Source organism: Pseudomonas protegens (assembly GCF_003732485.1).
GTDB lineage: Bacteria > Pseudomonadota > Gammaproteobacteria > Pseudomonadales > Pseudomonadaceae > Aquipseudomonas > Aquipseudomonas protegens_B.
In genome coordinates this window covers 206,394-227,207 of sequence record NZ_MOAK01000043.1, presented here as the reverse complement: position 1 = coordinate 227,207, position 20,814 = coordinate 206,394, and the positions used below count along the sequence as shown (strand labels likewise).

22 protein-coding genes and 1 pseudogene are annotated in these 20,814 nt (G+C 62.8%); 7 read left to right on the top strand and 16 right to left on the bottom strand.

Translation table 11 applies throughout. The features are described from left to right. The 3 genes from ispE to BLX41_RS10535 all read right to left on the bottom strand — a co-directional run. Window positions 1-357 (bottom strand): 4-(cytidine 5'-diphospho)-2-C-methyl-D-erythritol kinase (ispE, locus tag BLX41_RS35020; RefSeq protein WP_259744661.1); only part of this gene is annotated, 357 nt, incomplete at its 3' end. A gap of 1 nt (window position 358) precedes the next feature. After that, window positions 359-976, bottom strand: a complete 618-nt coding sequence (lolB, locus tag BLX41_RS10540; protein ID WP_123724825.1) for a lipoprotein insertase outer membrane protein LolB — start codon at window positions 974-976, stop codon at window positions 359-361. A 4-nt stretch (window positions 977-980) separates the two neighbouring features. Beyond that, the gene (locus tag BLX41_RS10535) at window positions 981-2,705 is read right to left on the bottom strand and encodes a tetratricopeptide repeat protein (RefSeq protein WP_123724824.1); all 1,725 of its coding nucleotides are present in this window, start codon (window positions 2,703-2,705) and stop codon (window positions 981-983) included. Between the two features lie 183 nt (window positions 2,706-2,888). On the opposite strand from BLX41_RS10535, the gene hemA reads away from it, so the two are divergent. The 5 genes from hemA to murI are packed head-to-tail and all read left to right on the top strand — an operon-like array spanning window position 2,889 to window position 7,609. After that, complete coding sequence (hemA, locus tag BLX41_RS10530; protein WP_011063407.1) at window positions 2,889-4,163, top strand: glutamyl-tRNA reductase; 1,275 nt, start codon at window positions 2,889-2,891, stop codon at window positions 4,161-4,163. Next, window positions 4,163-5,245: a peptide chain release factor 1 gene (prfA, locus tag BLX41_RS10525; protein WP_123724823.1), complete on the top strand. Its 1,083-nt coding sequence runs from the start codon at window positions 4,163-4,165 to the stop codon at window positions 5,243-5,245. The genes hemA and prfA overlap by 1 nt, the downstream gene beginning before the upstream one ends. Then, window positions 5,246-6,076, top strand: coding sequence for a peptide chain release factor N(5)-glutamine methyltransferase (prmC, locus tag BLX41_RS10520; RefSeq protein WP_123724822.1), 831 nt, complete (start codon window positions 5,246-5,248; stop codon window positions 6,074-6,076). Then, complete coding sequence (gene moeB / locus BLX41_RS10515) at window positions 6,070-6,825, top strand: molybdopterin-synthase adenylyltransferase MoeB (RefSeq protein ID WP_123724821.1); 756 nt, start codon at window positions 6,070-6,072, stop codon at window positions 6,823-6,825. The genes prmC and moeB overlap by 7 nt, the downstream gene beginning before the upstream one ends. Further along, on the top strand, window positions 6,818-7,609 hold the full coding sequence (gene murI / locus BLX41_RS10510; RefSeq protein WP_123724820.1) for a glutamate racemase: 792 nt from the start codon (window positions 6,818-6,820) through the stop codon (window positions 7,607-7,609). The genes moeB and murI overlap by 8 nt, the downstream gene beginning before the upstream one ends. A 10-nt stretch (window positions 7,610-7,619) precedes the next feature. Here murI and BLX41_RS10505 read toward each other — a convergent pair whose 3' ends face one another. From BLX41_RS10505 to BLX41_RS10450, 12 genes and pseudogenes are all read right to left on the bottom strand, one after another. After that, window positions 7,620-7,925 carry a YkgJ family cysteine cluster protein gene (locus tag BLX41_RS10505; protein ID WP_123724819.1) on the bottom strand — a complete coding sequence of 102 codons (306 nt, stop codon included), beginning with the start codon at window positions 7,923-7,925 and terminating at the stop codon, window positions 7,620-7,622. Between the two features lie 54 nt (window positions 7,926-7,979). Then, a pseudogene (locus BLX41_RS10500) lies at window positions 7,980-8,163 on the bottom strand (DUF2878 family protein); the annotation flags it as partial. A 49-nt stretch (window positions 8,164-8,212) separates the two neighbouring features. Then, window positions 8,213-9,484, bottom strand: coding sequence for an SAM-dependent methyltransferase (locus BLX41_RS10495; protein ID WP_123724818.1), 1,272 nt, complete (start codon window positions 9,482-9,484; stop codon window positions 8,213-8,215). Next, complete coding sequence (locus tag BLX41_RS10490) at window positions 9,471-10,286, bottom strand: DUF1365 domain-containing protein (RefSeq protein ID WP_123724817.1); 816 nt, start codon at window positions 10,284-10,286, stop codon at window positions 9,471-9,473. The genes BLX41_RS10495 and BLX41_RS10490 overlap by 14 nt, the downstream gene beginning before the upstream one ends. Further along, window positions 10,283-11,530: an NAD(P)/FAD-dependent oxidoreductase gene (locus tag BLX41_RS10485; protein ID WP_123724816.1), complete on the bottom strand. Its 1,248-nt coding sequence runs from the start codon at window positions 11,528-11,530 to the stop codon at window positions 10,283-10,285. The genes BLX41_RS10490 and BLX41_RS10485 overlap by 4 nt, the downstream gene beginning before the upstream one ends. After that, on the bottom strand, window positions 11,527-12,297 hold the full coding sequence (locus BLX41_RS10480) for an SDR family NAD(P)-dependent oxidoreductase (protein ID WP_123724815.1): 771 nt from the start codon (window positions 12,295-12,297) through the stop codon (window positions 11,527-11,529). Before BLX41_RS10480 ends, BLX41_RS10485 begins: the two co-directional genes overlap by 4 nt. Beyond that, window positions 12,294-12,719, bottom strand: a complete 426-nt coding sequence (locus BLX41_RS10475) for a nuclear transport factor 2 family protein (protein ID WP_123724814.1) — start codon at window positions 12,717-12,719, stop codon at window positions 12,294-12,296. Before BLX41_RS10475 ends, BLX41_RS10480 begins: the two co-directional genes overlap by 4 nt. After that, window positions 12,712-14,157 carry a deoxyribodipyrimidine photo-lyase gene (gene phrB / locus BLX41_RS10470; RefSeq protein ID WP_123724813.1) on the bottom strand — a complete coding sequence of 482 codons (1,446 nt, stop codon included), beginning with the start codon at window positions 14,155-14,157 and terminating at the stop codon, window positions 12,712-12,714. The genes BLX41_RS10475 and phrB overlap by 8 nt, the downstream gene beginning before the upstream one ends. Before the next feature lie 13 nt (window positions 14,158-14,170). Beyond that, the gene (locus tag BLX41_RS10465) at window positions 14,171-15,103 is read right to left on the bottom strand and encodes a MerR family transcriptional regulator (protein WP_123724812.1); all 933 of its coding nucleotides are present in this window, start codon (window positions 15,101-15,103) and stop codon (window positions 14,171-14,173) included. Window positions 15,104-15,106: 3 nt separating this feature from the next. Then, window positions 15,107-16,057, bottom strand: a complete 951-nt coding sequence (locus tag BLX41_RS10460; RefSeq protein ID WP_123724811.1) for a YbgA family protein — start codon at window positions 16,055-16,057, stop codon at window positions 15,107-15,109. 121 nt (window positions 16,058-16,178) lie between these two features. After that, window positions 16,179-16,394, bottom strand: coding sequence for a TIGR02450 family Trp-rich protein (locus BLX41_RS10455; protein WP_123724810.1), 216 nt, complete (start codon window positions 16,392-16,394; stop codon window positions 16,179-16,181). Further along, window positions 16,391-17,377 (bottom strand): NAD(P)/FAD-dependent oxidoreductase, encoded by a 987-nt coding sequence (locus tag BLX41_RS10450; RefSeq protein ID WP_123724809.1) that lies wholly within the window; start codon window positions 17,375-17,377, stop codon window positions 16,391-16,393. Before BLX41_RS10450 ends, BLX41_RS10455 begins: the two co-directional genes overlap by 4 nt. A 194-nt stretch (window positions 17,378-17,571) precedes the next feature. Here BLX41_RS10450 and BLX41_RS10445 point away from each other — a divergent pair, with 194 nt between their 5' ends. Together BLX41_RS10445 and hemH are read left to right on the top strand one after the other, a co-directional pair. Then, window positions 17,572-18,474 (top strand): TIGR01777 family oxidoreductase, encoded by a 903-nt coding sequence (locus tag BLX41_RS10445; protein WP_123724808.1) that lies wholly within the window; start codon window positions 17,572-17,574, stop codon window positions 18,472-18,474. Window positions 18,475-18,487: 13 nt separating this feature from the next. Beyond that, entirely contained in the window at window positions 18,488-19,510 is a 1,023-nt protein-coding gene (gene hemH, locus BLX41_RS10440; RefSeq protein WP_123724807.1) for a ferrochelatase, read from the top strand. 67 nt (window positions 19,511-19,577) lie between these two features. Here hemH and BLX41_RS10435 read toward each other — a convergent pair whose 3' ends face one another. Then, window positions 19,578-20,813, bottom strand: coding sequence for a uracil-xanthine permease family protein (locus tag BLX41_RS10435; RefSeq protein ID WP_259744660.1), 1,236 nt, complete (start codon window positions 20,811-20,813; stop codon window positions 19,578-19,580). Window position 20,814: the final 1 nt, after the last annotated feature.

Below are 20,814 nucleotides of genomic sequence, written 5' to 3'. Positions count from 1 at the left end.
CCACAGATGGTTGAGGCCCAGCAGAGTAGTGGCGGCATTGGAACTGCCGCCGCCGATGCCGCCGCCCATGGGCAGTATCTTGTCGATCCAGATATCGATCCCCTGGGTGCAGCCGGATTGCTCCTGGAGTTTTTTCGCCGCCTTGACGATCAGATTGCTGTCGTGGGGTACACCCTCGAACGCGGTATGCAGGCGAATCACACCGTCATCGCGCAGGGCGAAAGTGATTTCATCGCCGTAGTCGAGAAACTGGAACAGGGTCTGTAGCTCGTGATACCCGTCCTCACGGCGACCCAGAATGTGCAGCATCAGATTGAGTTTGGCCGGGGAGGGCAGGGTCAGTTTTTCCACGGACATGTCATTGCCCCAGTTTGCGAGGCAGCCATTCCTTGATCACCAGGGTGACGTCAAGGTCGCTGCCATGCAGTTTGATGCGCTCGGGCAGCCAGTAGCCGTTCTGCTCGGAGTAACTGCTGTATTCCACTTGCCAGCCATCCTGTTCCAGGCTTGCCAGGTGGCTGTCACCATCCAGGGTCAGGCGGCTTTTGCTGTCGGGTGCAGGCAGGCCGCGAACCCACCAGGCGAGGTGGGAGACTGGCAGCTTCCAGCCCATTTGTTCCTCAAGCAGGGTTTCCGGACTGGCTGCTTCGTAACGACCCTGATTGGCTACTTCCAGGCTTACCTGGCCGGGGCGACCGGTCAGGCGTGCAGCGCCACGGCCCAGCGGACCGGACAGGCGAATGTCGTAATAGTCCTGGCGTTGCAGCCAGAACAGCGTGCCGCTGCCGGAGTCCTTGGGGGCGCGAATGCCGATTTTGCCGTTGATCTGCCAGCCGTCGAGGCCGGTCAACTGATCCTTGTGCTGACGCCATTGGGCAGGGTTGCCCTGGCCCTGGACGGACTCACGGGCGCCAAAGCCGGCGCAGCCGGCAAGCAGGGCGATAAAGCTGAAAACAATAACGTGGCGCAAAAACATAGTCTTAAAGAGTCTCTGATCCGGTCAGGCGTTTGATGGTGTTGCGCAATACGGGGCTGTCTGGCTGGTCCTTGATGAACTTGCTCCAGATCTGTTTGGCCTCGCGCTGCTTGCCGTTGTTCCACAGGACTTCGCCCAAATGTGCGGCGACTTCCTGATCCGGGAAGCGCTCCAGCGCCTGGCGCAGCAGGCGCTCGGCTTCGTCGAGGTTGCCCAGACGGAAGTTTACCCAGCCCAGGCTGTCCAGTACCGCCGGGTCTTCCGGGGTCAGTTGGTGGGCCTGCTCGATCAGGGCCTTGGCTTCGGTGTAGCGGGTTGTACGGTCCGACAAGGTGTAGCCCAGGGCATTCAAGGCCATGGCGTTATCCGGCTCACGCTGGATGATCAGGCGCAGGTCTTTTTCCAACTGTGCCAGGTCATTGCGTTTTTCCGCCTGCATGGCGCGGGTATAAAGCAGGTTCACATCATCGGGATATTGTTGCAGCGCCTGCTGAATCACTTTCCAGGCGCGATCGCCCTGATTGTTCGCCGACAGGGTCTCGACTTCGATCAGGTACAGCTGGATGGCGTAGTCGGGCTGGGCGTCACGGGCCGCCACCAGGCGCTTTTGCGCCTCGTCGGTGCGACCGTTGTTCATCAGGATATCGGCCTGCCGCAGTTGTGCCGGCAGGTAATCGTTACCCGGTCCGACCTGAGCGTATTCGATCAGCGCCCCTTGCGGATCATTGAGCTCTTCGGCGATTCGCCCCAGGTTCAGGTGTGCAGAGTCTTCATGGCTTTCCCGGGCAATCAGGTCTTCCAGGTAACCCTTGGCCTCTTCCCAGGCCTTGGCTTCCAGGCAGACCAGTGCCAGGGAATAGCGCAGTTCATCGTCTTCCGGGTACTGCTGGACCAGGCTGGAGAACTGGGTCTTGGCGTCCTCCATGCGGTCCTGCTCCACCAGCATGCGGGCGTAGGTCAGGCGCAGACGCTTGTCGTCCGGGTACTTGCGGATGCTTTTTTCCAGCAGCGGCAGGGCTTCCTTGCCGCGGTTCAGGCTCTGCAGCAAGCGGGCGCGCAACAGCAGCGGCGCCACCTCGCCGTCTTCCGGCGGGTTCTGCTCCAGCAGGGTCAGGGCATCCTTGGCGTCGCCATCCTGCTGCATCAGCAGGGCCTTGCCGAAGATCAATTGACTGTTGTGCGGGTGCTTCTGCAGCAGTCGATCGAAGCTTTTCATCAGGCCGTTGCGGGTGTCCTGGTCGGTATCGGCAGCCGACAGCGCAAGAAAGTCGAAATGGGTGTCGCCCTTGCCCTGCAGGACCTTCTCCATATACAGCATGGAGTCGTCATAGCGTCCGGCCCGTGCCAGTTGGATGGCTGCTGCCCGTTGCGCTTCCAGATCGTCGGGAGCGTTCTTTGCCCAGATCAGCGAAGTGTCCAGGGCGGCCTGGTCGGCGCCCAGATACTCGGCAATGCGAAAGGCACGCTCGGAAATGCCCGGGTCCTGGGTGTTGATGGCCTGGGTCACGTAGTTGTCCAGGGCAATGTCGAAACGATTGCGCTGGCCCGCCAGTTCAGCACTCAGCAGACTGAAGATGGTGTCTTCGCTGAACGATGAATAGACCTTGGGCTTTTCAGGGGCGGGGGTGCTGTCTTCCACCGGCGACGTAGCGTCCGATGAAACGGGGGCCAGTGACTGGCAACCGCTGAGGAAGACAAAGGCGAGGAGCAACGCGGAAGATCTATTCATATAGGAAGAGGGCGACTAACCTGCGGTCGGATCATCATGACACAAGCCTTCGGCCAAACATAACCGAGACTCAACGGGATGCCAGAACAGAGGCAGTCTATTAGGACAATAGTCGGCGGTAGTTGTTCTGCGTCTGTCGAAGTAGGACAATTGTCGGCTTCTCGACATCATCAGCGACCTTGAATGGCCTTCCTTGCACTCGGTATTAACCACAAGACTGCTTCTGTAGACGTCCGCGAGCGCGTGGCCTTTACCCCTGAGCAGTTGGTTGAGGCCTTGCAGCAGCTCTGCCGACTCACCGACAGCCGCGAAGCTGCGATCCTCTCCACCTGCAATCGCAGTGAGCTCTATATAGAACAGGATCATCTTTCTGCGGATGTGGTGCTGCGCTGGCTGGCGGAATATCACCATCTGAGCCTAGACGAGCTTCGTGCCAGCGCCTATGTGCATGAAGATGATGCGGCAGTTCGTCACATGATGCGGGTGGCGTCGGGGCTGGATTCGCTGGTGTTGGGCGAGCCGCAGATTCTCGGGCAGATGAAGTCCGCCTACGCGGTGGCCCGGGAGGCCGGGACTGTTGGCCCACTGCTGGGGCGGCTGTTCCAGGCCACCTTCAGTGCCGCCAAGCAAGTACGCACCGATACCGCCATTGGCGAGAACCCGGTGTCCGTGGCCTTTGCCGCGGTGAGCCTGGCGAAACAGATTTTCAGCGATCTGCAGCGCAGCCAGGCGTTGCTGATCGGCGCGGGCGAGACCATTACCCTGGTGGCCCGGCACCTGCACGACCTTGGGGTCAAGCGCATCGTCGTCGCCAACCGCACCCTGGAACGGGCCAGCCTCCTGGCGGAGCAGTTCGGCGCCCATGCGGTGCTGTTGTCGGACATCCCCCAGGAGCTGGTGCACAGCGATATCGTCATCAGTTCCACTGCCAGCCAGTTGCCGATCCTCGGCAAAGGCGCGGTGGAAAGCGCTCTGAAGCTGCGCAAGCACAAGCCGATTTTCATGGTGGATATCGCCGTTCCCCGGGACATCGAGCCAGAAGTCGGCGAGTTGGACGACGTTTACCTCTACACAGTCGATGACCTGCACGAAGTGGTCGCGGAAAACCTCAAGAGCCGTCAGGGCGCGGCCCAGGCCGCCGAGGAGCTGGTGAACATCGGCGCCGAGGATTTCATGGTGCGCCTGCGTGAATTGGCGGCGGTGGACGTACTCAAGGCCTATCGTCAACAGAGCGAGCGCCTGCGCGATGAAGAACTGCAGAAAGCCCTGCGCATGCTGGCCAATGGCAGCGGCGCCGAGGACGTGCTGGCCCAACTGGCCCGTGGCCTGACCAACAAATTGTTGCACGCGCCGAGCGTGCAGTTGAAAAAGCTCTCCGCCGAAGGCCGCCTCGATGCGCTGGCCATGGCCCAAGAACTCTTTGCCCTCGGTGAGGGCTCATCGGATAAAACCCCGTAATGAAAGCGTCACTGCTCAGTAAGCTGGACATTCTCCAGGATCGTTTCGAGGAACTGACCGCCTTGCTCGGCGATGCTGAGGTCATTTCCGATCAGGCCAAATTCCGCGCCTACTCCAAGGAATACGCGGAAGTCGAGCCGATCGTCGCCTCCTATAAACAGGTACTCAAGGTCCAGTCCGACCTTGAAGGTGCCCAGGCGCTGCTCAAGGACAACGACCCGGACCTGCGGGAAATGGCTGCCGAGGAAGTGCGTGAGGCCAAGGAACAACTGGCCGAGCTGGAAAGCGCCCTGCAACGCATGCTGTTGCCCAAGGACCCCAACGACGGGCGCAACGTGTTCCTGGAAATCCGCGCCGGTACCGGCGGCGATGAGGCGGCAATCTTCTCCGGCGACCTGTTCCGCATGTATTCCCGTTACGCCGAGCGGCGTGGCTGGCGGCTGGAGATCCTCTCGGAAAACGAGGGTGAGCACGGCGGCTACAAGGAAGTCATCGCCCGGGTCGAAGGCGAGAACGTCTACGGCAAGCTGAAGTTCGAATCCGGCGCGCACCGTGTGCAGCGGGTGCCGGCCACCGAATCACAGGGCCGCATCCACACCTCGGCCTGCACCGTGGCGGTGCTACCGGAGCCGGATGAGCAGGAAGCCATCGAGATCAACCCGGCGGACCTGCGCATCGATACCTATCGTTCCTCGGGTGCCGGCGGCCAGCACGTGAACAAGACCGACTCGGCGATTCGCATTACCCACATTCCTTCGGGCATCGTGGTGGAGTGCCAGGAAGAGCGTTCCCAGCACAAGAACCGGGCCCGGGCCATGTCCTGGCTCTCAGCCAAGCTCAACGACCAGCAGACCAGCGCTGCGGCCAACGCCATTGCCAGCGAGCGCAAATTGCTGGTGGGCTCAGGGGATCGCTCCGAGCGCATTCGCACCTACAACTTCCCCCAGGGGCGGGTCACTGATCATCGGGTCAACCTGACCCTGTATTGCCTGGACGAAATCCTTGCCGGGGGCGTGGAGGCGGTGATCGAACCGCTGCTGGCTGAATATCAGGCCGATCAACTTGCGGCATTGGGTGAGTAAATGACCATCATCGCCAGCCTGCTGCGCGCAGCCCAATTGCCCGATTCGCCGACACCGCGCCTGGATGCCGAACTGCTCCTGGCCGCGGCCCTGGGCAAGCCCCGGAGTTTTCTCCATACCTGGCCAGAGCGCATCGTGCCCAGCGAGGCCGCATTGCTGTTCGCCGAATACTTGCAACGACGCCGTTCCGGTGAACCGGTGGCCTACATCCTCGGCCAGCAGGGCTTCTGGAAACTGGATCTGGAAGTGGCACCGCACACCCTGATTCCGCGTCCCGACACGGAGCTGCTGGTGGAGGCGGCATTGGGACTGCTGCCGGCGACACCGGCCAAGGTCCTCGACCTGGGGACCGGCAGTGGCGCCATCGCCTTGGCCCTGGCCAGCGAACGTCGAGCCTGGAAGGTCACGGCCGTGGACCGGGTGCTGGAAGCCGTGGCCCTGGCCGAGCGCAACCGCCAGCGCCTGCAACTGGACAATGTCACCGTGCTTAGCAGTCACTGGTTCAGCGCGGTCGAGTCCCAGCGTTTCCAGTTGATCGTCAGCAACCCTCCTTATATTGCCGAGGCCGATCCCCATCTGGTGGCCGGCGATGTGCGTTTCGAACCGGAAAGCGCCCTGGTGGCGGGCAAGGATGGCCTGGACGACCTGCGCCTGATCGTCACCCAGGCTCCGCACCATCTGGAAGCCGGCGGCTGGCTGATGCTGGAGCACGGTTACGACCAGGCCGCAGCCGTGCGTGAATTGTTGACGGCCCAGGGTTTTATCGAGGTTCACAGCCGCGTTGACCTGGGGGGGCATGAGCGCATCAGCCTTGGTTGCCTGCCATGCTGACCGATCAGGAACTGTTGCGTTATAGCCGGCAGATTCTGTTGCAGCACGTGGATATCGACGGTCAATTGCGCCTCAAGCAAAGCCGGGTACTGATAGTCGGCCTCGGTGGCCTGGGGGCGCCGGCAGCCTTGTACCTGGCGGCTGCCGGTGTCGGTGAATTGCATTTGGCAGACTTCGACACGGTGGATGTGACCAACCTGCAACGCCAGATCATTCACGACAGCGCCAGTGTCGGGGTTAGCAAGGTGGACTCGGCCATCAGCCGGCTGTCTGCTCTCAACCCGGAAATCCGCCTGGTGCCCCATCGTCAGGCGCTGGATGTCGACAGCCTGGCCGCTGCGGTGGCCGCGGTGGACCTGGTGCTTGATTGCTCTGACAACTTCACCACTCGCGAGGCGGTGAACGCCGCTTGCGTGGCGGCCGCCAAGCCCTTGGTCAGTGGCGCGGCGATTCGCCTGGAAGGGCAGTTGTCGGTATTCGACCCGCGGCGCCCGGAAAGCCCTTGCTATCACTGCTTGTACGGGCATGGCAGCGAAGCCGAGCTGACCTGCAGCGAAGCCGGGGTACTGGGTCCGCTGGTGGGCACCGTGGGTAGCTTGCAGGCGCTGGAAGCCTTGAAGCTACTGGCCGGATTTGGCGAACCGCTGGTGGGTCGACTGTTGTTGATCGATGCCTTGGGCGCGCGCTTTCGTGAACTGCGAGTCAAGCGCGACCCTGGCTGCGCCGTCTGTGGTACTCGCCATGGGTGAGGCGCCGGTAGCGGTCTTCGATTCGGGCGTCGGCGGCCTCTCGGTGCTGGCGGAAATACGGCAACTGCTGCCTCACGAGTCGCTGCTTTACCTGGGAGATTGCGGATATATCCCCTACGGTGAAAAGACTCCCGAATTCATTCGCCAGCGTTGTGGTCTGATGGCGCGCTTCTTCCGCGAGCAGGGCGCCAAGGCCCTGGTACTGGCCTGTAACACTGCGACCGTGGCCGCGGTGGCCGAGCTGCGCCGGGACTTCCCGGACTGGCCCATCGTCGGCATGGAACCTGCGGTCAAGCCCGCAGCGGCTGCGACCCGCAGCGGCGTGGTGGGGGTGCTGGCGACCACCGGCACCTTGCAGAGCGCCAAGTTCGCCGCCTTGCTCGATCGCTTTGCCGCTGATGTGAAGGTGGTCACCCAGCCCTGCCCCGGCCTGGTGGAAATGATCGAAAACGGCGACCTCAACAGTAGCGGCCTGTGCCAGCTGTTGCAGGGCTATGTCGAACCGCTGCTGGCCGCCGGTTGCGACACCATCATCCTGGGCTGCACCCATTACCCGTTTCTCAAGCCGGTGCTGGTGCAGATGCTGCCTGCCCACATCACCCTGATCGACACCGGTGCCGCGGTTGCCCGGCAGTTGCAGCGTTTGCTGGACGAAAGCGACCTGCGCGCCCGGGGAGTCGCCCGTGAGGCGCGCTTCTGGACCAGTGGCGATGTCCCGCACTTTGCCCAGGTGCTTCCGCTCCTGTGGAACAGTCCGGGTAGCGTTCAGCGGTTCGAGTTGTAAAACAGCCGGTTTAGCGATACGCCGTGGCGATTCCCCGGCGCTCGCTCAGGCAGTCCGCCTCGCCCAGTTCGAACTCGCGGCAGATCAGCGGCCGCAACTCATAGATGGTGCAGCGCATGCTGTCGCGATCCAGTGCTGCGCACCAGCCGTCGTCCAGGCGGCGCATGACTTCGCCGCCCCAATCATCGGTATCGATAAAGCGTTCGGGCACCCCGGTGTCGGTGATCAGCATGACTTCCAGCTGGCAGCAGCAAGCGGCGCAGGTCGAGCAACTGATGGCCGGTTCGGGGATGGGGGTAAGGGGGATGTTAGTCATAGGCGCGCAGTGTAAGGCAGTGGGCCAGGGCTGTGTGAAAGCCCTGACGGACGCTCAGTCCTCTATGGCCGGTCGAGGCACTTCGACAGTGGGGCGTGCAAGTACGTGGAGCAGCGGCAGGAGCACTCCCCAGAGCAGGCCCAGCCCCAGCAGGGTTGGCCACAGGCCGTAGGCAAAGGTCACTCCGGCCAAGCGGCCCCCGGCGTAATAGGACAGCGGTCCGCACAGCGCCACCGAGCACGCAGATGAACCAGCCCAACTGGAACAGCAGGGCGTTGGCCAATTGTTTACGCATCGAAGCGGCCCAGAAGTGGCTGCGGCACCGCGGCGGGCTTGGCCAGGAGCATCTGCGCGGTGCCGATGCTGCGCTCCAGGAAACCACCCTCGCAATAGCACAGGTAGAACTCCCATAGCCGCAGGAAGTACTGGTCATAGCCCAGCTCGCTCAGGCGGCCGTGGGCGCGACGGAAGTTCTCGTGCCACAGGCGCAGGGTACGGGCGTAGTGCAGGCCGAAGTCCTCCATGTGCAGCAGATTCATGTCGGTGTCGCGGCTGACCACTTCGAGCATTTTCTGCACGCTGGGCAGGGCGCCGCCGGGGAAGATGTAGCGTTGGATGAAGTCCACGCCGTTCTTTGCCTGTTCATAGCGCTGGTCGCGGATGGTGATGGCCTGCAGCAGCATCAGGCCGTTGCTTTTCAGCAACTGAGCGCACTGCTTGAAGTAGGTGGGCAGGAAGCGATGGCCCACGGCTTCGATCATTTCGATGGACACCAGCTTGTCGTATTGCCCGCTGAGATCGCGATAGTCCTCCAGCAGCAGGGTGACCCGATCCTGCAGGCCGGCGGCGTCGATGCGTTGCCGGGTAAAGGCGAACTGCTCCTTGGACAGGGTAGTGGTGGTCACGCGGCAGCCGTAATGCTGGGCCGCATACAGGGCCATGCTGCCCCAGCCGGTGCCGATCTCCAGCAGGTGATCCTCGGGTTGCAAGGCGAGCTTCTGGCAGATGCGTTCCAGCTTGTTCAGCTGGGCCTGCTCCAGGCTGTCGTCGTCGCTGCGAAACTGGGCGGCGGAATACATCATGGTGGGATCGAGAAACTGCTCGAACAGCTCATTGCCGAGGTCGTAGTGGGCGGCGATGTTTTTCTGCGAGCCTTTGCGGGTGTTGCGATTGAGCCAGTGCAGGCCGCGCACCAGGGGCCGACCGAGGCGCGCCAGGCCGTCTTCCATGGCGTCCAGTACCTCAAGGTTGCTGACGAATACACGGATGACCGCCGTCAGATCCGGGGTGCTCCAGTAGCCATGGATAAAGGCCTCGCCGGCGCCGATTGAACCGCTGCTGGCTACCAGCCCCCAGGCGCTGCTGTCATGAATATGGATCTCCCCGATCAGGGGCGCGCTGTTGCTGCCGAAGACCAGGCGCTCGCCGTCTTCGACGATCAGCAGTTGCCCGTGCTTGAGTTGCCCCAGTTGTCGCAGTACGCCACGGCGCAGCAGGCTGGCAGTGAGACTGTGGGTGCTGAACAGGGTATTTCTGGCCGATACGCTAGAGGATTTCATGGCGGCGATCCTTGGGTTGTACAGCGGCTGTGCGATAGGCGCCGTCGGCAGCCTCGTGGGGAAAGCACCTGATGCCCTTGGCGGCCAGGCGCAGGGCCTGCCAGTAGATCGCCAGGCAAGTCTTGGCGCTCATCCACGGAAAGCGCAGCAGATACTGGTGCAGGCTGCGGCGGTCCAGGGGCTGGCGTTGCAGGCTGAGGGTGGCGTCGAACACCTTGAGCTCGCCCTGCCAGTCGGCCATGTGCACCCCGAGCCGTTCGGCCGGGGGGCTGAAGCTCATGCGGTACTCAAGGTCCCGCGGCAGGAACGGCGACACATGAAAGGCCTTGGCCACGGCGAAGTGCTGGTGCTCGGGAGCGATGGCGCTGCCTGGACGGGCCGGGAGTACATAGTGGTAGCGCTCGCGCCAGGGAGTGTTGGTGACCTCGCAGAGAATCGCCGCCAGTTGCCCGTCGGCCTCGAAGCAGTAAAAGAAACTCACCGGGTTGAACGCCAGGCCCCAACTGCGTACCTGGGTCAGCAGGCGCACTGCGCCGCCGGGCACATGGCCGATCGCCTCAGCCACTTGCTGGCGTACCGCGTCGATCAGGCGCATGCCCTGGCCGGTGAAGCCCTTGAGGTAATCGCTTTCGCGGAAGGCGAACGGCGCGAAGCGACTCTGGCCTGCCAGGGGCGAAAGCCCCAGCACTCTGTCCTGCTCTTCCAGATCCAGGTACAGCAGGCCGATCCGGTAGCGGAAGGCATGGCCCTTGGGGGCAAAGCGCCGGTGGCTGATCCAGCCGCTGTACAGGGCACTGTTCACAGTTGTTCACCAAAGGCCTGGGCCACGCGCAGCGCGCTGACCACACCGTCCTCGTGGAAACCGTTGGCCCAGTAGGCGCCGCAGTAGAAGCTGTGCTGGGCGCCTTGCAGTTCACTCCAGCGACCCTGGGCCGCTACCGCGCCGAGGCTGTATTGCGGGTGGGCGTAAGTGAAGCGGGCGAGGATCTGCGTCGGGTCGATGGCGGCGGTCTGGTTGAGGCTGACGCAGAAGGTGGTGTCGCTCTTCAGACCTTGCAGAATGTTCATGTCGTAGGTCACGGCGGCGGCTTTCTCGCCGCTGGCGTCGAGGCGGTAGTTCCAGCTGGCCCAGGCCAGGCGCCGACGAGGCAGCAGTCGAGTATCGGTGTGCAGCACCACTTCGTTGTCGGCGTAGGGCAGGGCCTGGAGAATCTCCCGTTCGGCCCGGCTGGGGCTGGCCAGCAGTTGCAGGGCCTGGTCGCTGTGACAGGCGAACACCACCTTGTCGAAACGCTCGCTGCCCGCAGCGCTGTGGATCACCACGCCCAGTTCGTCACGCTCGACTCGCTGCACCGGGCAGTCGAGGCGGATGTGCTGGCGGAACGAGGCGGTCAGCGGTTCGATATAGCGGCTTGAGCCGCCTTCGATCACGCACCACTGCGGACGATTGCTCACCGACAGCAGGCCGTGGTTCTTGAAAAAGCGCACAAAGAACTGCAGGGGAAAGCCCAGCATCTGCACCCGCGACATCGACCAGATCGCCGAGCCCATGGGCACGATGTAATGCTGGATGAAACGCTCGCCGTAGCCCTGGCTTTTCAGGTAGTCGCCGAGGGTGGTGTCGGCGGCGATCCGCTGTTGCTGCAAATCGAGCTGCGACGCTTTGTTGAAGCGCAGGATGTCCCGCAACATGCCCCAGAACCCCGGTGACAACAGGTTGCTGCGCTGGGCGAAGAGGCTGTTGAGGTTATTGCCGTTGTATTCCAGGCCCGAAGCCGGATCGCACACCGAGAAGCTCATCTCGGTGGGTTTGAACTTGACCCCGATCTGCCCCAGCAGGCGGATGAAGTTGGGGTAGGTCCAGTCGTTGAAGACGATGAAGCCGGTGTCCACGGACTGGGTATCGCCGTTCAGGCAGACATCCACGGTATGGGTGTGACCGCCGATCCAGCTGCCGGCCTCGAACACCCGGATGTCATGGCGACGATTGAGCACATAGGCGCAAGTCAGGCCAGCGATGCCGCTGCCGATAATGGCGATTTTCACGTTGCATTCCCCGTGCGGGTCAGGCGTTTGGCAATGCCCAGTTGCAAGCGGCCGGGCAGCCAGGACAGCAGCTTGAGGCCGAAGATGAACGGGGTGGGGAACGAGATCTCCAGATCCCGATGTGACAGATGCTTGTGGATATGCCGGGCGGCCTTGGCGGCGGGCCAGCTCATGGGCATGGCGAAGTCGTTGCGCGCGGTCAGCGGGGTATCGACGAACCCCGGGCTGACCACAGTGACGTCGATGCCTTCGGCGGCCAGGTCGATGCGCAAGGATTGCAGCAGGTAGCGCAGGGCGGCCTTGGATGCACCATAGGCGCCGGCCCGGGGCAGCGCCAGGTAGGTCACGGAACTGGCCACGCCCACCAGATGGGGGCTATTACCGGCACGCAACAGTGGCAGCGCGGCTTCGATGCAATAGCTGGCGGACAGTAGGTTGCTGCTCAACACACGCTGGATCAACGCCGAGTCGAATTGTTGTACGTCGATGTATTCACAGGTCCCGGCATTGAGGATCGCCGTGTCCAGGGCGCCCCAGGCCTGGGCGATGCGCTTGCCGATCTCGCGCACCTGCAGGGCGTCGGTCAGATCGCCGGGCACCACCAGCACCCGGCCCGGATAACGCAGGGCCAGCGCTTCCAGGGGCTCGCGCGAGCGAGCGCTGACGGCCACTTGGGCACCGGTCTGGAGCAGCTCTTCGGCCAGCGCCGCACCGATGCCGCTACTGGCGCCGGTGAGCCAGATCCGCCGTGGCATTGCAGGGTTCATCCGAGCCTCCTTTTCAGCCAGGCGATTACCGCACCGAACACGGGCAGGTGTTCATAGAGCAAGGCACCGGCGTCGAAATAGTCCCGGTGGCGGTAGACCTTGCCGTCGCGCCAGTGCAGGTGCGAGCAGCCCGGTACCCGGATCACCCGGCCGCCCTTGAGGCGCGGGTGGCGGTAGCTCATGGTCCAGCGCAGATAGCCCTGGTCATCGCCGCAGGTGTCCGCGCCGTGGAAGTCGAAGCGCAGTTCGCTGACATTGGCGTACAGCTCGGCAAAGTAGTGCCGCAGGCGCGGCAGGCCATTGACCTCGTGCAGTGGGTCGGTGAACTGGATGTCCTCGCTGTAGAGCTGGTCCAGGCGTTGCAGGCTGTGCTTGTCGAGGCTGGCGAAATCCCGGGCGAAGCGGTCGAGGAAGTCATTCATGGGCGCCTCCTGCATCCAGGCGCGAAGGCAGGGCCTTGAACGCCGCCAGAGCTCGATCCCGGGACATCGACAGGTTGACCATGGGCGCCGGGTAATCGGCGCCAGCGAACAGCCCGCCCATGGCGCCCGGGTTGTGGATATCTTTTTTGTTCAACCCCGCCAGTTGTGGCAACCAGTGCTTGATGAAGCGCCCCTCAGCGTCGAAGCGTTCCGACTGGCTGACCGGGTTGAAGATACGGAAGTAGGGCGCCGCGTCGGTGCCGGTGGAGGAACTCCACTGCCAGCCGCCATTGTTCGCCGCCAGGTCGCCGTCGATCAGGTGGCGCATGAAGAAACGCTCGCCTTCACGCCAGTCGATCAGCAGGTTCTTGGTCAGGAACATGGCCACCACCATCCGCAGGCGATTGTGCATCCAGCCGGTTTCCAGCAGTTGGCGCATGGCGGCATCGATGATTGGCAGGCCGGTGCGGCCTTCCTGCCAGGCGGCGAGCTCCTCGGGGGCGTCGCGCCAGGCCACGGCTTCGGTTTCCGGGCGGAAGGCACGATGCCGGGAAACCCTCGGGTAGCCCACCAGGATGTGTTTGTAGAACTCGCGCCACAGCAGTTCGTTGATCCAGGTGACGGCGCCGGGATTACCGCTTTCGAACTCTCCCTGGTTACAGCGCAAGGCGGCTTGCAGGCACTGGCGGGGCGAGATCACCCCGGCGGCGAGGTAGGGCGAAAGTTGACTGGTGCCGGGCTTGGCCGGGAAGTCGCGTTCGCTCTGGTAGTAGTTGATCTGCTCGTCGGTGAACTGTTCCAGGCGGCCCAGGGCTTCATCTTCACCAGCGGGCCAGAGGTCGCGCAGTGACTGGCTGGGGTGTGGGAAACCATCGATGTGACGGGGCACGGGATCGGCTTGGATCGACAGCGGCAATTGCGCCTTGGGTGTACCGACCAGGGGCGGCAGCGCGCTGTGCAGGCGGCTGTAGCAGACCTTGCGGAACTGGCTGAAGACCTGGAAGTAGCCGCCGCTCTTGGTCAGCACGCTGCCGGGCTGGAACAGCAATTGATCGAGGTAGCTCTGGACGCTGATGTCAGCTTCTTCCAGGGCCCGGGTCACGGCGGCATCGCGGCGGCTCTCGTGAATGCCGTACTCCTGGTTGAAGTGCAGCATGCGTACCTGCAATTGCCGGCACAGTTCCAGCAGGACGTGGGGCGCCTGGTCCCAGGCGACGGCGCTGCGGATCAGCAGAGGAATGTTCAAGCGGCCCAGGGCGCGGCTCAGGTGTTGCAGGTTGCGCAACCAGAAGTCGACCTTGCATGGTGCATCATCATGGGCTTGCCATTGCTCCGGGCTCAGCAGGTACACGGCCACGGTGGGGCCGCGCTGGGCGGCGGCGCTCAGGGCGGTGTTGTCATGTAGGCGCAGGTCGCTGCGCAGCCAGATCAATTGCATGCGGATTCCCGGTTCAGAAGAGTCCTCGCTCAAGCAGTGCCTGGCAGGCCGAGATCGGGTCTTGGGCCAGGTACAGATCGGCGATTTCAGTGATACATACGGACCAGTCGGCGGGGTGGATGCACACCGCGGGTCCGGCGATGATTTTTTTGCAGGCAATGCCGTTCAGCAGCCTGGGCAACAGCGCAGGATTGAGCGCCTTGCTCGAATACAGCAGCAGGCCGCGGGCCTGCAGGCGTTCGATGGCCAGGGCCAGTTCGGCACCGGGCAGTGGCCAGTCGAAGACCTCCACCGGGCAGTCGGCGCTGCTGGCCAGCCAGGCGGTCAGCCACAGTTGGGGTTCCAGGGCCAGGTCCGACTGGTTGACCAGCAACAGCGCAGGGCCCTGCAGTTGGCGATTGTTGTGGTAGATCCGCGCCCCGAGCTTGCTACGCAGCCAGGAGTAGAAGAACACCCGCTCCATCTGGCTGCCGAACTGTCCCTGCCAGTGCTGTTCCAGTTCTGCCAGCAATGGCATCAGCAGGTGCTCGCACAGGGTGCGGGGTGGGTACAGGGCCATGGCCTGATTGAAGGTGTCATCGACCTTGCGTTCCGCCAATTGGCTGATGGCCAGGCTCAGGGTCTGGCGCAGGCGCTGCCAGTCATTCCCGGCCGGTGTGCTGGTGTTCGGGGCACTGTCCAGCAAGTGCTTGACCTGGCTGACCGCGACCCCGCGATTGAGCCAGGTAAGAATGGTCAGGATCTCTTGCACCTGATCCTGGGAATACAGGCGATGGCCCTTGGGCGTACGCAGGGGCACGATCAATCCGTAGCGGCGCTCCCAGGCCCGCAGGGTGACGGCGTTGACCCCGGTCAGGCGCGCCACTTCGCGAATCGGCAACCAACCCTGATCCAGGGCGCGTCGGTACGGGGCTCTGTTGTCGGCTTCTTGAGCGAGTTGTTTCATGGCTCAGATCGCGTTGCGCAGGCTGAGGTTTTCCGGATGTGGCTGCAGGTACAACTGCTGGGCGATGTAGGGATCGGGGTGCTGGCGGAAGTGGTGCTTGAGCAGGGTCAGTGGCACGACTAGAGGCACGATGCCGTGGCGGTATTGGCCGATCACGTGTTGCACTTCCTGCTTGTCCTCGGCGCTGATGGACTGCTTGAGATAGCCGCTCAGGTGCTGCAGCACATTGCTGTGGGTGCCACGGGTCGCGCATTTACTCAATGCCGTCATCAGTTCGCTGAAATAGCGCGGACCGATCAGGGTCGGATCGCTCTTGCCCATGCTGCCCAGCAGATTGCCCAGGGCCTTGTATTGCACGGGATGGTGCGCCATCAGCAGGTATTTGCAGCGCGAGTGGAAGTCGGTGAGGGCGCGGCGGGTCAGGCCTTGCTTGAGCAGCGCCTGCCAGTCGCGATAGACGTAGACCCGGGTCAGGAAGTTTTCCCGCAGTACCGGATCGTTCAGGCGTCCGGCTTCTTCCACTGGCAGATTGGGATGCTGTACGCAGAATGCCCGGGCATAGATGCCCCGGCCGCCGTTTCGGTGGGGAATGCCGTTGGCCTGATACACCTTGACCCGCTCCAGACCGCAGGATGGCGAGTTCTGCATGAAGATGTAGCCACAGATGTCGTCTACCTGGGTCGCCATGCGTTCGCCGTATTCCGCCAGGGGCAGGGTGACATCCAGGCTGGCGTCCACGGTGCCCATGGCCAGGGGGTGCTCAGGGTCGCCGACCAGTCGAATAGGTTCGCGGGGGGTGCCCATGCCGATCGCGACTTCCGGACACAGCGGCACGAAATCGAAGTAGTCACTGAGTACTCGGCTGCACAGGCGAGACTCCTTGTGCCCACCGTTGTAGCGGACCTCGACGCCCATCAGGCAGGCGCTGATGGCAATTTTCGGCTTGGCGGACATGGTGCAACCTCCGGGACTTACCTGTACAAAAAACGAAACGCTGTACAACTTGTCTTCATCATAGAATTAAAGTTGTACAAGTCAAATTATTTGTATAAGTATTGCTCGGCAGGTTGTCGGGTTATCGCCAGCCCATTCGCCAGTCGCGGTCGTTGAGCAGGGTTTGCCAGTTCAGGCGCCGGCTGCGTCGGGTGAGTACGGCTTGCAGTTCGATGTCCAGCACGGTGCCTTCTTCGTCGCAGAAGAGCTCGGTGACCAGGAAGTGCTTCTCGTGGTGTTGCGGGTGGGCTGCTGTCCATCTCGACAGCAGCAATTTGCGCGGGTTGAGCCGATTCACTGCAGGCTTTCGTGTAGCCGACGTGCGGCCTCCTGACCACTGAGCCAGGCGCCCTCTACCCGGCCGGACAAGCACCAGTCGCCGCACACGTACAACCCCAGGTCGGCATCGGCCAGGGCGCCCCATTCATGGCTGGTGGCCGGTCGGGCGTAGAGCCAGCGATGGGCCAGGCTGAAGGTCGGGGCAGGCATGACGCTGTGCAGCAACTCGGCGAAGGCACCGTGCAATTGCTCGGTCACGGCCTCTTTGGTGAGGTCGATGTGTTGCCGGCTCCAGGCGCTGGTGGCATGTAGTATCCAGGTGTCGAGATGGCTGTCGCGTCCGGGTTTGCTGCGGTTGCGGGCCAGCCAGTCCAGCGGGCTGTCCTGGACGAAGCAGCCTTCCATGGGGGTTTCCAGGGGCGTATCGAAGGCCAGGGCGACCGCCCAGGTCGGGTCCATTTTTACCCCGGCGGCGACTCCGGCGAGCTTCGGCGCGGCCGCCAGCAGGGCAGTGGCCTGAGGCGCCGGAGTGGCGATCACCACGTGGCTGAAGGGACCATGGGTAAAGCCTTCGGCGTCCTGCAGGTGCCAGTGCTGTTCGCCGCGGAAGACTTCAGTGATGCGGCAGGCAAAGTGCACTTCGAGGTCGCCGATCAGGGCACGAGTGATGGCGCTCATGCGTGGCGTGCCGACCCAGCGGGTCTGTTCATCGGGAGAAGGGCTGAGTTGTCCGCCGTGGGAGTTGTAGAGTTGCGGTGCCCATTCGGCGACCCAGCCCTTGGCTTGCCAGCGCTGGACTTCGGTCACGAAACGGCGGTCGCGAGCGGTAAAATACTGGGCCCCCAGGTCCAGGCTGCCGGCGTCGCTGCGTTTGCTCGACATGCGCCCACCGCTGCCGCGGCTTTTGTCGAAGAGTTGGACGCTGTGCCCGGCATCTCGAAGTGCCTGGGCGGCGGAGAGTCCGGCGATGCCGGTACCAATGATTGCGATGGGTACTGTCATAGGGGCCTCGTTTACCATTCTGTACAGATTACGCCGCTACTAAAACCTGTACAATATTGTTTTTTGGTATAGCTTTCGGCGTCATCGGTTGTGCAGGTTGTCTATCGTTAAATCACAGCCTGTCCGATTGAAAAGATCCCTGCTTATAAAAATAGACTAGTGATTGGGGTAAAACGCCACGCGAGGAAGATGTCATGCATATATTGCTGACCGGCGGTACTGGTTTGATCGGGCGTGCACTGTGTCGTCATTGGCAGGCCCAGGGTCACCAGCTAAGTGTATGGACTCGCCAACCCGAAAAAGTTGCCGCCCTGTGCGGTCCCCAGGTCCGGGCCATCAAGACGTTGCAAGAGCTGGACCAGACGCCGTTGGACGCGGTGATCAATCTGGCCGGAGCACCGATTGCCGATCGGCCCTGGACCCACAAGCGCAAGGCGCTGTTGTGGAGCAGCCGTATCACCCTTACCGAAACCCTCTTGGCCTGGCTCGAAACTCGCGAGCACAAGCCACGGGTGTTGGTTTCTGGGTCGGCAGTGGGTTGGTACGGCGACGGTGGCGAGCGGGAGCTGAGCGAGGATTCGCCTCCAGTCAACGAGGACTTCGCCAGCCAGTTGTGCATTGCCTGGGAAGAAACCGCCCAGCGTGCCGAAGCCCTGGGCGTGCGTGTGGTGCTGGTGCGCACCGGTTTGGTGCTGGCGGCCGAGGGCGGCTTTTTGTCGCGCCTGCTGCTGCCGTTCAAGCTGGGGCTGGGCGGGCCGATCGGCAACGGTCGTCAGTGGATGCCGTGGATTCATATCGACGACCAAATTGCCTTGATTGATTTTCTTGTGCATCAGGATGAGGCACGGGGTCCTTATAATGCCTGCGCGCCGAAGCCGGTGCGTAACCGCGACTTCGCCAAGAGTCTGGGGCGTGTGCTGCACCGGCCGGCGCTGATACCGCTGCCGGCCTTTGTCTTGCGCCTGGCGCTGGGTGAGTTGTCGTTGCTGTTGCTGGGTGGCCAGCGTGCCGTTCCCGCGCGGTTGCTGGAGGCAGGATTCACTTTCCAGTTCACTGATTTGTCTGCGGCCCTGGACGATGTGTCCAGCCGCCTTTGAAATAGGACGTTGCATGACCGATCACGCGTTGCTCCTGGTCAATCTCGGTTCGCCGGCCTCCACTTCGGTGGCGGATGTGCGCAGCTACCTCAACCAATTCCTCATGGACCCCTATGTCATCGACCTGCCCTGGCCGGTGCGGCGGTTGCTGGTGTCGCTGATCCTGATCAAGCGTCCGGAGCAGTCCGCCCACGCCTATGCGTCGATCTGGTGGGAGGAGGGTTCGCCGTTGGTGGTACTCAGCCGCCGGCTGCAACAGGTGATGAGTGAGCAGTGGAAGCAGGGCCCGGTAGAGCTGGCGATGCGTTACGGTGAGCCTTCGATCGAATCGGCGCTGCTCAAACTGGTGGCCCAGGGACAGAAGAAAATCACCCTGGCGCCGCTCTATCCACAGTTCGCCGACAGTACCGTGACTACGGTGATCGAAGAGGCCAAGCGCGTGGTGCGCGAGCGCAAGCTGGATGTGCAATTCAGCGTGTTGCAACCCTTCTACGATCAACCTGAATACATCGACGCGCTGGTGGCCAGTGCCCGGCCTCATCTGCAGCAGTCGTTTGATCACTTGCTGCTGAGTTTCCATGGCTTGCCTGAGCGGCATCTGCAGAAACTCAACCCTGGCCATTCCCTGGACGGTGTCGGGGACTGTTGCACTGATGCGTCGCCGCAAGTGCTCGCCAATTGCTATCGTGGCCAGTGTTTCCGTACCGCCAAGACCTTTGCTCAGCAGATGGGCCTGGCTGAGGGGCAATGGTCGGTGTCCTTTCAATCGCGACTGGGACGGGCGAAATGGATCGAGCCCTACACTGAGGCGCGGCTTGATGAATTGGCCAGGCAGGGGGTGAAGAAGATCCTGGTGATGTGCCCGGCATTTGTTGCCGACTGTATCGAGACCCTGGAGGAGATCGGTGATCGCGGTCGTGAGCAGTTCCGCGAAGCGGGAGGGGAGGATCTGGTGTTGATCCCGTGCCTGAATGACGACCCGCAATGGGCTCAGGCCTTGAACACCTTGTGCGTCAGAGCGCCATTGACGTTGTAGAAAGCTTCGCCGGCAAGTCGGCTCCTACCTGGTATTGGTAGGAGCCGACTTGCCGGCGAACGCGTCTTCAGATCAGAGGCTCGTCGGCCTTCTTGTTCTTCCAGCCGTCGTTACCCGGCAGCAGCAGATTCAGCACGATGGCGACGATGGCGCACAGGGCGATGCCCTTGAGGCCGAAGTCGTCCGGACCGGTACCGGTTCCCACCAGTACGCCGCCGATGCCGAATACCAGGGTTACCGAAACGATCACCAGGTTGCGGGCTTCACCCAGATCGATCTTGTGACGGATCAGAGTGTTCATGCCCACCGCTGCGATAGAACCGAACAGCAGGCAGAGAATCCCGCCCATCACTGGCACCGGGATGCTTTGCAGCAGCGCGCCGAACTTGCCGATAAAGGCCAGGGTGATGGCGAAGACCGCCGCCCAGGTCATGATTTTCGGGTTGTAGTTCTTGGTCAGCATCACCGCGCCAGTGACTTCGGCGTAGGTGGTGTTGGGCGGCCCGCCGAACAGGCCGGCAGCGGTGGTGGCGATGCCGTCACCGAACAGGGTGCGATGCAGGCCGGGCTTCTTCAGGTAGTCGCGGCCGGTCACGCTGCCGACCGCAATCACGCCACCGATGTGCTCGATGGCCGGTGCCAGGGCGACCGGGACGATGAACAGGATCGCCTGCCAGTTGAACTCCGGTGCGGTGAAGTGCGGCAGCGCCAGCCAGGGGGCGGCGGCGATCTTCGCGGTGTCCACCACGCCGAAGTAGAACGACAGGGCAAAGCCCACCAGCACCCCGGAAATGATCGGCACCAGGCGAAAGATGCCTTTGCCGAACACCGCGACGATCAGGGTGGTGAGCAGCGCCGGCATCGAGATCATCATCGCCGTCTGGTAATGAATCAGCTCGCTGCCGTCACCGGCCTTGCCCATGGCCATGTTGGCGGCGATCGGGGCCATCGCCAGGCCGATGGAGATGATCACCGGGCCGATGACCACGGGTGGCAACAGGCGGTCGATGAAACCGGTGCCCTTGATCTTCACCGCCAGCCCCAGAAAGGTGTAGACGAAGCCCGCCGCCATCACCCCGCCCATGGTCGCCGCGAGGCCGAACTGGCCCTTGGCGAGAATGATCGGGGTGATGAAGGCAAAGCTCGACGCCAGGAAGACCGGCACCTGGCGCCCGATCACCACCTGGAACAACAGAGTCCCGAGACCCGCCGTGAACAGCGCCACGTTCGGGTCAAGACCGGTAATCAGCGGCATCAACACCAGGGCACCGAAGGCCACGAAGAGCATCTGCGCGCCAGACAGT

Coding starts and splice junctions, on each gene's coding strand:
- phrB (WP_123724813.1), bottom strand. CDS start 14,157: ATGCAATTGATCTGGCTGCGCAGCGACCTGCGCCTACATGACAACACC.
- moeB (WP_123724821.1), top strand. CDS start 6,070: ATGCTGACCGATCAGGAACTGTTGCGTTATAGCCGGCAGATTCTGTTG.
- hemH (WP_123724807.1), top strand. CDS start 18,488: ATGACCGATCACGCGTTGCTCCTGGTCAATCTCGGTTCGCCGGCCTCC.
- BLX41_RS10480 (WP_123724815.1), bottom strand. CDS start 12,297: ATGAACCCTGCAATGCCACGGCGGATCTGGCTCACCGGCGCCAGTAGC.
- prmC (WP_123724822.1), top strand. CDS start 5,246: ATGACCATCATCGCCAGCCTGCTGCGCGCAGCCCAATTGCCCGATTCG.
- BLX41_RS10460 (WP_123724811.1), bottom strand. CDS start 16,057: ATGTCCGCCAAGCCGAAAATTGCCATCAGCGCCTGCCTGATGGGCGTC.
- hemA (WP_011063407.1), top strand. CDS start 2,889: ATGGCCTTCCTTGCACTCGGTATTAACCACAAGACTGCTTCTGTAGAC.
- BLX41_RS10535 (WP_123724824.1), bottom strand. CDS start 2,705: ATGAATAGATCTTCCGCGTTGCTCCTCGCCTTTGTCTTCCTCAGCGGT.
- prfA (WP_123724823.1), top strand. CDS start 4,163: ATGAAAGCGTCACTGCTCAGTAAGCTGGACATTCTCCAGGATCGTTTC.
- BLX41_RS10495 (WP_123724818.1), bottom strand. CDS start 9,484: ATGAAATCCTCTAGCGTATCGGCCAGAAATACCCTGTTCAGCACCCAC.
- lolB (WP_123724825.1), bottom strand. CDS start 976: ATGTTTTTGCGCCACGTTATTGTTTTCAGCTTTATCGCCCTGCTTGCC.
- murI (WP_123724820.1), top strand. CDS start 6,818: ATGGGTGAGGCGCCGGTAGCGGTCTTCGATTCGGGCGTCGGCGGCCTC.
- BLX41_RS10450 (WP_123724809.1), bottom strand. CDS start 17,377: ATGACAGTACCCATCGCAATCATTGGTACCGGCATCGCCGGACTCTCC.
- BLX41_RS10445 (WP_123724808.1), top strand. CDS start 17,572: ATGCATATATTGCTGACCGGCGGTACTGGTTTGATCGGGCGTGCACTG.
- BLX41_RS10505 (WP_123724819.1), bottom strand. CDS start 7,925: ATGACTAACATCCCCCTTACCCCCATCCCCGAACCGGCCATCAGTTGC.
- BLX41_RS10465 (WP_123724812.1), bottom strand. CDS start 15,103: ATGAAACAACTCGCTCAAGAAGCCGACAACAGAGCCCCGTACCGACGC.
- BLX41_RS10475 (WP_123724814.1), bottom strand. CDS start 12,719: ATGAATGACTTCCTCGACCGCTTCGCCCGGGATTTCGCCAGCCTCGAC.